Origin of the sequence: Pseudomonas sp. Z4-7, from assembly GCF_051131965.1 — a bacterium.
Taxonomy (GTDB): domain Bacteria; phylum Pseudomonadota; class Gammaproteobacteria; order Pseudomonadales; family Pseudomonadaceae; genus Aquipseudomonas.
The window spans coordinates 4336734-4349052 of record NZ_CP071642.1 but is presented as its reverse complement, the minus strand read 5'-3'; the positions used below and the strand labels follow the sequence as shown (position 1 = coordinate 4349052).

The following is a 12319-nucleotide window of genomic DNA, read 5'->3' as shown; positions in this document are numbered from 1 at the left end:
TGGAGGTCGAATTGGACAAGAACATGAAAATCCTCATCGTTGATGACTTCTCAACGATGCGGCGGATCATAAAAAACCTGTTGCGTGACCTCGGGTTCACCAACACGGTCGAGGCTGACGATGGCACCACTGCCATTCCAGTCCTCAACAGCGGGAGCATCGACTTTCTGGTGACTGACTGGAACATGCCCGGCATGACCGGTATCGACTTGCTGCGCCACGTGCGCGCCGATGAAAAACTCAAGCACCTGCCGGTGCTGATGGTCACCGCCGAAGCCAAGCGCGAGCAGATCATCGAAGCGGCCCAGGCCGGTGTAAACGGCTATGTGGTCAAACCCTTCACGGCCCAGGCGTTGAAAGAGAAGATCGAAAAAATCTTCGAACGCATCGGTTAACGGCGCCACGGGGGAGCTATGGACAACGAATCTTCAATGGGCGATTTCGAATCGACCCTGAAAAAACATGCCCGCGAACTGGTCGACAGCCTTGAAAAGGGCCGCTTCGGTGACGCGGTTCAAATGATTCATGAGCTCAACCAGACCCGTGACCGCGGGCTGTACCAGGAAGTCGGCAAGCTCACCCGTGAACTGCACAGCGCGATCGTCAATTTCCAGATCGATCCGAACATGCCACAGGCCGAGGAAGTCTCGCAGATCACCGACGCCACCGAGCGCCTGGGGTATGTGGTCAAGCTGACCGAAGCCGCGGCCAACCGCACCATGGACCTGGTGGAAAGCGCTACTCCGCTGGTCAACGGCCTGAGCGAGGAAGCCCAGGCGTTGAGTACCGATTGGGGGCGCTTCATGCGTCGCGAAGTCGGTGCCGAGGAGTTTCGCGAGTTGGCCCGTCGGGTCGACGGTTTCCTGACGCGCAGCAGCAGCGAAAACCGCGCCGTGGCGAGCAATCTCAATGACATCCTGCTGGCCCAGGACTACCAGGACCTGACAGGCCAGGTGATCAAGCGCGTGACCCAGTTGGTTACCGAAGTGGAAAGCAATTTGCTCAAACTGGTGCTCATGGCCAGCCAGGTTGATCGCTTTGCCGGCATCGAACACGACCGTGCGGCGATACTTGCTGAAAAAGATCCACAAAAACATCTCTCTCAGGGTGAAGGTCCGCAGATTCATGCCGATAAAAGAGAAGACGTTGTGTCCGGTCAGGACGATGTGGACGATTTGTTGTCCAGCCTTGGATTTTGAGTTTTAGCCCTATTTTAGGAGCAGCCATTAATGAGCTTCGGCGCCGATGAAGAGATCCTTCAGGATTTCCTGGTTGAGGCCGGCGAGATTCTAGAGCAACTGTCCGAACAGCTGGTCGAGCTGGAAAGCCGACCAGATGATGCGGATCTGCTCAATGCAATTTTTCGCGGTTTCCACACTGTAAAAGGAGGCGCCGGCTTCCTCCAGCTCAATGAGCTGGTGGAGTGCTGCCACATTGCCGAAAACGTGTTCGACATCCTGCGCAAGGGTGAGCGTCGCGTTGACTCGGAATTGATGGACGTCGTGCTCGAAGCGCTGGATGCGGTCAACAGCATGTTCAGCGAAGTGCGCGAGCGTTCGCCGATCACCCCCGCCACGCCTGAGCTGCTTGCTGCATTGGCGCGCCTGGCGGAGCCGCAGTCGGCTGACGAAGCCGCGCCGGTCGCCGAGCCTGTTGCTGAAGAGCCGGTTGCCGAGGAATCGGGTGACATTACCGACCACGAATTTGAGTCGCTGCTGGACTCGCTGAGTGCCGTCAAGGCCCAGGCCGAGGCTCCGGCCGCACCCGCCGCAACCGCTGCGGCGCCAGCCGCCGCTGCCGCCGGCAGTGATGAAATCACCGACGCCGAGTTCGAGTCGTTGCTCGACCAGCTCCACGGCAAAGGCCAGTTCGCTCCTGATGCCGTTGCCGCCCCGGCGGCCCCGGCCGCGCCAAAGGCTGCGGGGGATAACTCCGACATCACCGACGACGAATTCGAAGCGTTGCTCGACCAGTTGCACGGCAAGGGCACCTTTGCCGTCGATGCGCTGGATTCGGCCATCGCTGCTGCGCCAGCCCCGGCCAAGCCAACCGCGGCCGCCGCCGGTGGCGACCTGATCAGCGACCACGAGTTCGAATCACTGCTCGACGAATTGCACGGCAAGGGCAAGTTCAGCGAAGTCGGGACGGCCACCGCCGCGCCTGCCGCCGCCACTGCTGCGCCGGCCGCCAAGGCCGTGCCCAAGCCCGCTGCCAAGGCACCGGACCCGAAGGCCGAGACACCCAAGCCTGCCGCCGCCGCAGCGCCGGCACCAGCCCGTGCGCCGTCTGCGCCCCCTGCGGAGAAACCGGCGAGCGAAGCCGAGACCACCGTTCGGGTCGACACCGCGCGCCTGGACGAAATCATGAACATGGTCGGCGAACTGGTGCTGGTGCGTAACCGCCTGGTGCGCCTGGGCCTCAACAGCCAGGACGAAGCGATGTCCAAGGCCGTGTCGAACCTCGACGTGGTCACGGCTGACCTGCAGACCGCGGTCATGAAGACCCGGATGCAGCCGATCAAGAAAGTCTTCGGGCGCTTCCCGCGCTTGGTTCGTGACCTGGCTCGCCAGCTCAAGAAAGAGATCAACCTGGAACTGGTGGGTGAAGAGACCGACCTCGACAAGAACCTTGTCGAGGCCCTGGCCGACCCGCTGGTCCACTTGGTGCGCAACGCGGTCGACCACGGCATCGAGTCGCCGGAAGAGCGCGAGGCCTCGGGCAAGGTCCGCAGCGGCAAGGTGATCCTGGCCGCCGAGCAGGAGGGCGACCACATCCTGCTGTCGATCTCCGACGACGGCAAGGGCATGGACCCGAACGTGCTCCGGGCGATCGCGGTGAAACGCGGCGTAATGGACAAGGACGCGGCCGATCGCCTGAGCGACACCGAGTGCTACAACCTGATTTTCGCTCCGGGCTTCTCGACCAAGACCGAGATATCCGACGTGTCGGGTCGTGGCGTGGGCATGGACGTGGTGAAAACCAAGATTTCCCAGCTCAACGGCTCGATCAACATCTACTCGACCAAGGGCCAGGGCTCGAAAATCGTCATCAAGGTCCCGTTGACCCTGGCGATCATGCCGACCCTGATGGTGATGCTGGGCAACCAGGCCTTCGCCTTCCCGCTGGTCAACGTCAACGAGATCTTCCACCTCGACCTGTCGCGCACCAACGTGGTCGACGGCCAGGAAGTGGTCATCGTGCGGGACAAGGCGCTGCCGCTGTTCTACCTCAAGCGCTGGCTGGTCAGCTCCGCCGCTCATGTCGAGCAGGGCGAGGGCCACGTGGTGATCCTTTCGGTGGGCACCCAGCGGATCGGCTTCGTCGTCGACCAACTGGTGGGCCAGGAAGAAGTGGTCATCAAGCCGTTGGGCAAGATGCTCCAAGGCACCCCGGGCATGTCCGGCGCCACCATCACCGGCGACGGCCGCATCGCGTTGATTCTCGATGTGCCTAGCATGCTCAAGCGCTACGCCGCCCGGCGTATTTGATTCTGGAGGGGTGCGGCCTGGCGCCGCGCCTCGTCTAACGGAGTGTTTATGGTAGTTAAAGTCCTGGTGGTGGACGATTCGGGGTTCTTCCGCCGCCGCGTCTCGGAAATTCTTTCGGCGGACACCAGCATTCAGGTCGTCGGTACGGCGACCAACGGCAAAGAGGCTATCGATCAGGCGCTGGCGCTCAAGCCGGACGTGATCACCATGGACTACGAGATGCCGATGATGGATGGCATCACGGCGGTGCGGCATATCATGCAGCGCTGCCCGACCCCGGTGTTGATGTTCTCGTCCCTGACCCATGAAGGCGCCCGTGTCACCCTCGATGCGCTGGACGCCGGGGCGGTCGACTTCCTGCCGAAGAATTTCGAAGACATCTCGCGCAACCCGGACAAGGTCCGCCAGTTGCTGTGCGAGAAAGTCCACAGCATTTCCCGCAGCAATCGCCGGGTCAGTGCCTACAGCGCACCGGCGCCCGCGCCGGTTGTTGCGCCGACGTCCGCGCCCGCGTCTTCTTCCTCGTCGAGCAGCTTCAATCCGGCCCCGGTACGCAGTGCTCCGGCACCGGCGCCGGCGCGTTCGGCACCGGCCAGCGCAGCGTCGCCGGCACCCAAGCGCAAGGCCTACAAACTTGTTGCCATCGGTACGTCCACCGGCGGCCCGGTGGCGCTGCAGCGGGTCCTGACCCAACTGCCGGCGAATTTCCCGGCGCCCATCGTGCTGATCCAGCACATGCCTGCGGCGTTCACCAAGGCGTTTGCCGAGCGCCTGGACAAACTCTGCCGCATCAGCGTCAAGGAAGCCGAGGACGGCGACATCCTGCGGCCGGGGCTGGCGCTGTTGGCGCCGGGTGGCAAGCAGATGATGATCGACGGCCGTGGCGCGGTGAAAATCCTGCCAGGTGACGAGCGTCTCAACTACAAGCCTTGCGTGGACATTACCTTCGGTTCCGCGGCGAAGTCCTACGGCGACAAAGTTCTGGCGGTGGTCCTCACCGGCATGGGCGCTGACGGTCGCGAGGGCGCGCGCCTGCTCAAGCAGGGCGGCAGCGCGATCTGGGCCCAGGACGAGGCCAGTTGCGTGATCTATGGCATGCCCATGGCAATCGTCAAGGCCGACCTGGCCGACGCGGTCTACAGCCTGGACGACATAGGTAAACATCTGGTCGAGGCGTGCCTGTAATGGACGTGCTCAGCCTGATCGGCATCATCATGGCGTTCGTCGCCATCATTGGTGGCAATTACCTGGAAGGCGGTCACCTCGGCGCGTTGGCCAATGGCCCGGCCGCGTTGATCGTGATCGGTGGCACCGTAGGCGCTGCGCTGTTGCAGTCGCCGATGAGCGCCTTCAAGCGCGCCATGCAGGTATTGGTGTGGATTCTGTTCCCGCCGCGGGTCGACCTGGCCGGCGGCATCGACCGCGTGGTGAACTGGAGCCTGACCGCCCGCAAGGAAGGCTTGCTGGGGCTGGAAGGGGTGGCCGACGCCGAACCCGACAGCTACTCGCGCAAGGGCCTGCAATTGTTGGTCGACGGCGCCGAGCCGGAAGCGATCCGCAGCATCCTGGAGGTGGATTTCTACACCCAGGAAAGTCGCGACATCGAAGCGGCGAAAGTCTTCGAAAGCATGGGCGGCTATGCGCCGACCATCGGCATCATCGGTGCGGTGATGGGCCTGATCCATGTGATGGGCAACCTGGCCGACCCGTCGCAGCTGGGCAGCGGCATCGCCGTGGCCTTCGTCGCTACCATCTATGGCGTGGCGAGCGCCAACCTGGTGCTGCTGCCGATCGCGGCCAAGCTCAAGTCCATCGCGTTGCGCCAGTCGCGCTACCGCGAAATGCTGCTGGAAGGCATCTTGTCGATCGCCGAAGGTGAAAACCCGCGCTCCATCGAGTTGAAGCTCCAGGGCTTCATGGACTGATGGAGGATATGGAAGATGGCGCGTCGCAGACATCGTGAAGAACACGTCAACCATGAACGCTGGCTGGTTTCCTACGCCGACTTCATCACGTTGCTGTTTGCCTTTTTTGTGGTCATGTATTCGATCTCCTCGGTCAATGAGGGCAAATACAAGGTCATTTCCGAAGCGTTGATTGGCGTTTTCACTGACTCGGACCGTGCTCTCAAGCCGATTCCCATCGGCGACGAACGGCCGAAGACGACGACCCCGGCGAAGCCGTTGGTCAAGGACAGCGAGCAGGTTGATGCTGGCATTGCCGGTGGCAGCGATCCGTTGAAAAGCATTGCCGACGACATCAGCGCGGCGTTCGGCGACCTGATCAGCTCCAACCAGATGACCGTGCGCGGCAATGAGTTGTGGGTCGAGATCGAGCTCAATTCCAGCCTGCTGTTCGGTAGCGGCGACGCGATGCCCAGCGACATGGCGTTCAATATCATCGATAAGGTCGCGGCGATCCTGAAACCGTTCGACAACCCGATCCACGTCGAAGGTTTCACTGATGACCAGCCGATCCGCACCGCGCAGTACCCGACCAACTGGGAGCTGTCGTCGGCCCGTTCGGCGAGCATTGTGCGCATGCTTGCCATGCAGGGCGTCAATCCCGGGCGCCTGGCCTCGGTGGGGTATGGCGAATTCCAGCCGGTGGCCAACAACGCCACCGCCGAAGGGCGCGCGCGCAACCGGCGGGTAGTGCTGGTGGTCTCGCGCAACCTTGATGTCCGGCGCAGCCTGACCGGTACCGGCACCGCCAATGCAAAACCCGATGCGGCATTGAAGCGGGCTGGCACACAAACTGCACCGACCCCGGTCAAGTCGCCGGAAAGACAGAACGCCGTCAATTCTCCGTCACCGGCTTTATAACCGAGCTATTTCTCGGTCGAACCCGTTTCGACCGGGAGGAACGATCCGAATGAGAGTCTGGGCAGTCGCCAATCAAAAAGGTGGTGTGGGCAAAACCACATCCTCCATCGCTTTAGCCGGTTTGCTGGCCGAGGCGGGCAAGCGCGTGGTCATCGTCGATCTGGACCCCCACGGCTCGATGACCAGCTATTTCGGCTACGATCCCGATAGCCTGGAGCACAGCAACTACGACTTGTTCCTGCACAAGGGCAGCGTGCCCGAGGGCTTGCCGGGCCAGTTGTTGCTGTCTACCAGTGACGAGCGGATTTCCCTGCTGCCATCGAGCACGGCCCTGGCCACCCTGGAGCGCCAGTCGCCCGGGCAGGGCGGTCTGGGCTTGGTGATCGCCAAGAGTCTGGCGCAGCTGTGGCAGGATTTCGATTACGCAATCATCGACAGCCCGCCATTGCTCGGGCTACTGATGGTCAACGCCCTGGCCGCGAGCCAGCAACTGGTGATTCCGGTGCAGACCGAGCACCTGGCTGTCAAAGGCCTGGAGCGCATGGTCAACACCCTGGCGATGGTCAACCGCTCGCGCAAGCAATCCCTGGCGTTCAACATCGTGCCGACCCTGTTCGACCGTCGCACCCAGGCGTCCCTCGGTACCCTGCGCGTGCTGCGCGATATGTACCCGGACGACATCTGGCAAGGTTATATCCCGGTCGATACGCGTCTGCGCGATGCCAGCCGCGCCGGAGTGACCCCTTCGCAATTCGATGGCAAGAGCCGTGGCGTCCTGGCCTATCGCGCGCTTCTCAAGCATCTGCTGGCCCAGCAGCTCGTTCCGCAGCAGGTGGCTTGAAGTGACGAAATTTTCCACAGCCGTTGTGCTTGCTTGCGGGCGCTCAAGTCCTGACGTATCCATGCCGATAACCTTTTCAAGTGGCGCACAGTTCTCATGAACCGCCCGATCAAGACAACCTCGCGTCCGCAACTGGCCTTGCAGTCCTACCTGGACGGGCTCTTGCAGGAAGCGACCGAAGAATTGCCAGCGCCGCCGAGCGCGGCCGAGGCGTTGCCCGAGCCCGTCGTCGAAGCCGAAGCTGAAGCTGTACTGGACGAGTTCCAGGCGGCCGTGCTCGAAGAGCAGGCCCGTGATGCACGGATTTCCATGACTGCCGCAGCGGTCGAGGCGCCGCTCGTCAAGCCGAAGGTGGCCGTGATGGAAGCGCCCGCGCCGATCCTGGCGCCGGTCTCGACCGTTGCACCGTTGTTGCAGGGCCTGGTGACGCCGGTAGTGGAAATCCACTTGCCGCCGCCGAGCAACACACCGCCGCCGGTGCAGGGCGACGACCGTCCGGCCTGGGCCGCCGAGCCGTTCGAGTGTCTGTTGTTCGATGTGGCCGGGTTGACCCTGGCGGTGCCGCTGGTGTGCCTGGGATCGATTTATTCCCTGGCGGGGCAGGAATTGACGCCGTTGTTCGGCCAGCCGGAATGGTTCCTCGGGATCCTGCCGAGCCAGGCCGGCAACCTGAAGGTGCTGGACACCGCGCGCTGGGTCATGCCGGACCGTTATCGCGATGATTTTCGCCAGGGCCTGCAATACGTGATTTCAGTGCAAGGCTACGAGTGGGGATTGGCGGTGCATCAGGTCAGCCGTTCGCTGCGCCTGGACCCGAACGAAATCAAATGGCGCAGCCATCGAGGACAACGGCCATGGCTGGCCGGTACGGTGATCGAACACATGTGCGCCTTGCTGGACGTTTCCGAACTGGCGGAGCTGATCGCCAGCGGCGGGGCAAAACACCTGGGCGGCAGCAAGCCGGTCCAGAAACCGAAATAAGACAACCGGGGGCGCAGGGCGCCGCCGGACAGAACACACACCGCCACAGGCGGTTTTTCGAGGGGTCAGGGTATGAATGATAAGGCGTCGTCTCAAAAGGGTTCTGAAGATCCGATTCTGCAATGGGTGACCTTCAAGCTCGATAACGAAACCTACGGCATCAACGTGATGCGCGTTCAGGAAGTGCTGCGCTACACCGAGATCGCCCCGGTTCCAGGTGCGCCAAGCTATGTGCTGGGGATCATCAACCTGCGTGGCAACGTGGTCACCGTGATCGATACCCGTCAACGCTTCGGCCTGATGAACGCCGAGATCAGCGACAACACTCGGATCGTCATCATCGAAGCCGACAAGCAAGTGGTTGGCATCATGGTCGACAGCGTCGCCGAAGTGGTTTACCTGCGTCAGTCGGAAATCGAAACCGCGCCGAACGTCGGTAACGAAGAGTCCGCCAAGTTCATTCAGGGCGTGTGCAACAAGAACAACGAGTTGCTGATCCTGGTTGAACTGGACAAGATGATGAGCGAAGAAGAGTGGTCGGAACTGGAGAGTATCTGATTTGATTCTTGAGGTAGCAGTCATTGTCCTGTTCCTTTTCTGGGCAGGCACGCTGGCAATGTTCGTGTCCTATATACGCGGCCAGCGGCAGATCGCCGCTCAGCAGGCCCAGGGCGATGCGCTGCGCGATCAGCGCATCCGCGACCTGGCCAAGCGGGTCGACGACTATCAGAACGGCACCGTGCGCATGGGCGAAGCGCTCCATGAGCTGCGTGCCGTGGTCGGGCCATTGCCGGACAAACTGGCGCAGCTGGAACAGCGCGACCCCTCCAGCCTGTCCTTCGCCCAGGCCGCCCGCCTGGTCGGCATGGGCGCCAGCGTCGACGAACTGACCCAGGCGTGTGGTCTGACCCAGGCCGAAGCGGAATTGATGAGCAAGTTGCACAAGGGCGGCTGAAGCTATTTCTCCCCCTGAACCCTGTGGGAGCGAGCCTGCTCGCGAAAGCGGTGTGACAGTCAATGAAGATGCTGACTGACCGGACGCCTTCGCGAGCAAGCTCGCTCCCACAGGTTTTTCTGGCGTTCGAAATAATCAATCCAACCCCGCCCCCGTGGCGAGGGAGCGTTGTCGCTGGTCAGTAATCATTCCCGCGGTCCGTGACGTCTGTGTGGGAGCGAGCCTGCTCGCGAAAGCGGCGTGACAGTCAATGGAGATGTTGACTGACCGGACGCCTTCGCGGCCGCTGCGCAGCCGAGCGGGAGCAAGCTCCCTCGCCACGGGGGTAGCGTTGTCGCTGGTCAGTAATCATCCCCGCGGTCCGTGACTGTGTGGGAGCGAGCCTGCTCGCGAAAGCGGTGTGACAGTCAATGAAGATGCTGACTGACCGGACGCCTTCGCGAGCAAGCTCGCTCCCACAGGTTTTTCTGGCGTTCGAAATAATCAGTCCAACCCCGCCCCCGTGGCGAGGGAGCTTGCTCCCGCTGGGTCGCGCAGCGGCCCCAGGCTTTTTGCGGCCGCTGCGCAGCCGAGCGGGAGCAAGCTCCCTCGCCACGGGGGTAGCGTTGTCGCTGGTCAGTAATCATTCCCGCGGTCCGTGACGTCTGTGTGGGAGCGAGCCTGCTCGCGAAAGCGGTGTGACAGTCAATGAAGATGCTGACTGACCGGACGCTTTCGCGAGCAAGCTCGCTCCCACAGGTTTTTCTGGCGTTCGAAATAATCAATCCAACCCCGCCCCCGTGGCGAGGGAGCTTGCTCCCGCTGGGTCGCGCAGCGGCCCCAGGCTTTTTACGGCCGCTGCGCAGCCGAGCGGAGCAAGCTCCCTCGCCACGGGTAGCGTTGTCGCTGGTCAGTAATCATTCCCGCGGTCCGTGACGTCTGTGTGGGAGCGAGCCTGCTCGCGAAAGCGGTGTGACAGTCAATGGAGATGTTGACTGACCGGACGCCTTCGCGAGCAGGCTCGCTCCCACAGGTTTTTCTGGCGTTCAGAAATAGTCATTCCCACCCAGACCCCGCTCCCGCTGGGTCGCGCAGCGGCCCCAGGCTTTTGCGGCCGCTGCGCAGCCGAGCGGGAGCAAGCTCCCTCGCCACGGGGGTAGCGTTGTCGCTGGTCAGTAATCATCCCCGCGGTCCGTCACGTCCTTTTCGACATCCTGCGCGTGGGGGTCGAAGCCTTGGGGGAATTTGCCCTTCAGGTTCCAGGCAAAGGCAATGATCTCGGCGATCGTGCGATACAGCTCCTCGGGGATGCTGTCGCCCAACTCCAGCCGCGCCAGCAATTTCACCAATTCGGCGTTTTCATAGATCGGCACTTCGCTTTCCCGGGCGATGCGCAGGATTTCCTCGGCCAGGGCTTCGTCCCCCTTGGCGGTGAGGGTGGGGGCGTGGTGGCCGTCGTACTTGAGCGCGATGGCCTGGCGGGGTTCGGTGTGGGTTGTCATGCGGTTTCGTCCACCCAGCGTTGATCCAGTCGGGTCTTGGGCCCTTGGGGCGGGGTGCCGAGGTGGCAATCCAGATCGCCGACGTTCAGCCCGCACGTCACCAGACGCTCACGGAGGGCGGTCAGGTTGCTTTCGATCAGGCTCGCGGTGTACGGCCTTTGCGCCCACAACTGGCTGGACAGGCTGCCGCCGAGCAACTGGGCCTGGATCTGCAACGGCCCCAGCGGTTCCATGTCGAACGCCAGCTCGACCTTCCACAATTGCTGTTTCGCTTCGCGTGGTTCGCGGCGCTCGTCCGGCTGCTCCCGGGCAGGGGTTTCCTCGCGTTGGAACTTGACCTGCAATGGCACGATGTCCTGCAGGTTGCGCATCGGGATCTCCAACTGCCAGGTGCTCATCAGCCGGCCATCGTCGGTCAGCCCGGTCTGCTCCAGGCTCGACAACTGATGGCTTTGCAGGCGCGAGACAGCGGCTGCGGCCAGACGCAACAGGTGCTCCAGATCGCCTTCTTCGTCCTGGCCTTTGAGCAGGCGTGAGGGCAGCGGAAAACTCGTGGGTTGCGGCTTGGCGCTGACCTGGCCAAGCATCCCCAAGGCACTGCGCACGAAGCTGGGCAGCGCCTGGGCCAGGGTGTTGGCGGCAATGATGGCGCTGAGATTGGTGGATGCGGGCAGGGCCGGTGTCAGTTGGGCGATCAGTTTCAGCAGGTCGCCTTTCATGTCCGGGGCGAGGCTCGGCGGTTGCCCGGCGAGGAGTTTGCTCTCCAGGAACATGCCGCTGGCGACCATGGCCTGGGCCAGGCCCTTGGGTGTGCTCAGTTGCTGGACGTCTGGCAGACCGGCCAACAGGCGCGTTACCGCCGCGCGCAGCTCGGGGCCGGCGTCGTCGCTGGCGGGAAGGTTTTGCAGGGCAGTGAGCAAGCTGTCCAGCGAACCCTGGCGGCTCACCTGCGTAACCAGTTGCTGGCTGACCGCCAATTGCTCCTGGCGGTTGCTCAGGGGGACGAACTTCAAGGTCTGCGCATCCTGCACCTGAGCGCTCAATAACGTGCCGATGCGCAATGGCTGTGGACTGTCGATGTCCAGGGTGCTGCCGGCCTGGACGGTGTTGAGCAAACTCACCAGCGAGCGATATACCGCCGCTTGCCCTGGCAACTGCGGCAGCGCCTGGCTGGTCAGGACTTTACCCTGCAACAAGGTGCCCACGGGCAATTGCGCAGTGTCGATGCGGGTCAGGGTGGCGACACTGGACGCGAGCGCCTGTTGCACGGTGATCGCCAGGTTGCTGGCGGACGGCTGGGTCACGGCCAGGCTGGTACCTTGCGGCAACGGCTGGGCGCTGGTGGCCTGCACCGTGGCCTGCCGGCCGCTTTCCAGGGTCAGCTTGAGCAACAGATGGAAGGCCTGGTCCGCCTGCTTGAGTGACAACACCTCGGCCTTGGCTGTCTGGCCCGGGCCGATCAGCCCCTCGGCCGGCGCCAGCAACTTGAGCAGCTCGCCAGTCACCGCCGGCATGCGTGTCGTTGCCGTGGGCTGGGGCAGCGGCGGGATGTTCATGTCGCCTGTCATCTGCGGTCTTACCTTGGGGAAATCAGCGCTCTTTGGAGCGAGGCTTCACATGTATAATGCCGCCCGCCTTCCAGAGAGCGGCGAAAATCTTGCAATTGTTTGACGCAGCTCTGTGGAACGGGCCGTCAATGCATCTATGCTGCATCACTTTAACGGCCGCTGCACTGCCGACTTGAACCG

12 protein-coding genes are annotated in these 12319 nt (G+C 62.7%); 10 read left to right on the top strand and 2 right to left on the bottom strand.

Features of this window, described 5'->3' with window-relative positions; genetic code table 11:
* Positions 1–23: 23 nt before the first annotated feature.
* The 10 genes from J3P91_RS19495 to J3P91_RS19450 all read left to right on the top strand — a co-directional run bounded on the left by J3P91_RS19495 (position 24) and on the right by J3P91_RS19450 (position 9090).
* Positions 24–395, top strand: coding sequence for a chemotaxis response regulator CheY (locus J3P91_RS19495; RefSeq protein ID WP_003183998.1), 372 nt, complete (start codon positions 24–26; stop codon positions 393–395).
* An 18-nt stretch (positions 396–413) separates the two neighbouring features.
* The gene (locus tag J3P91_RS19490) at positions 414–1199 is read left to right on the top strand and encodes a protein phosphatase CheZ (protein WP_305499630.1); all 786 of its coding nucleotides are present in this window, start codon (positions 414–416) and stop codon (positions 1197–1199) included.
* A gap of 30 nt (positions 1200–1229) precedes the next feature.
* Entirely contained in the window at positions 1230–3488 is a 2259-nt protein-coding gene (locus J3P91_RS19485; RefSeq protein WP_434601460.1) for a chemotaxis protein CheA, read from the top strand.
* Between the two features lie 48 nt (positions 3489–3536).
* Complete coding sequence (locus J3P91_RS19480; RefSeq protein ID WP_434572655.1) at positions 3537–4673, top strand: protein-glutamate methylesterase/protein-glutamine glutaminase; 1137 nt, start codon at positions 3537–3539, stop codon at positions 4671–4673.
* A complete protein-coding gene (locus J3P91_RS19475) occupies positions 4673–5413 on the top strand; it encodes a flagellar motor protein (protein ID WP_305499634.1) in 741 nt (246 codons plus the stop codon). Before J3P91_RS19480 ends, J3P91_RS19475 begins: the two co-directional genes overlap by 1 nt.
* A gap of 15 nt (positions 5414–5428) precedes the next feature.
* Complete coding sequence (gene motD / locus J3P91_RS19470) at positions 5429–6313, top strand: flagellar motor protein MotD (RefSeq protein ID WP_434572659.1); 885 nt, start codon at positions 5429–5431, stop codon at positions 6311–6313.
* A gap of 49 nt (positions 6314–6362) precedes the next feature.
* Positions 6363–7154: a ParA family protein gene (locus J3P91_RS19465; protein WP_434572661.1), complete on the top strand. Its 792-nt coding sequence runs from the start codon at positions 6363–6365 to the stop codon at positions 7152–7154.
* A gap of 96 nt (positions 7155–7250) precedes the next feature.
* Positions 7251–8135 carry a chemotaxis protein CheW gene (locus J3P91_RS19460; RefSeq protein ID WP_434572663.1) on the top strand — a complete coding sequence of 295 codons (885 nt, stop codon included), beginning with the start codon at positions 7251–7253 and terminating at the stop codon, positions 8133–8135.
* 72 nt (positions 8136–8207) lie between these two features.
* The gene (locus tag J3P91_RS19455) at positions 8208–8693 is read left to right on the top strand and encodes a chemotaxis protein CheW (protein WP_003199144.1); all 486 of its coding nucleotides are present in this window, start codon (positions 8208–8210) and stop codon (positions 8691–8693) included.
* A 1-nt stretch (position 8694) separates the two neighbouring features.
* Complete coding sequence (locus J3P91_RS19450; RefSeq protein WP_434601459.1) at positions 8695–9090, top strand: DUF2802 domain-containing protein; 396 nt, start codon at positions 8695–8697, stop codon at positions 9088–9090.
* 1151 nt (positions 9091–10241) lie between these two features.
* Here J3P91_RS19450 and J3P91_RS19445 read toward each other — a convergent pair.
* Positions 10242–10571 (bottom strand): EscU/YscU/HrcU family type III secretion system export apparatus switch protein, encoded by a 330-nt coding sequence (locus J3P91_RS19445; RefSeq protein ID WP_434572665.1) that lies wholly within the window; start codon positions 10569–10571, stop codon positions 10242–10244.
* Complete coding sequence (locus J3P91_RS19440) at positions 10568–12139, bottom strand: flagellar hook-length control protein FliK (RefSeq protein WP_434601458.1); 1572 nt, start codon at positions 12137–12139, stop codon at positions 10568–10570. Before J3P91_RS19440 ends, J3P91_RS19445 begins: the two co-directional genes overlap by 4 nt.
* Positions 12140–12319: the final 180 nt, after the last annotated feature.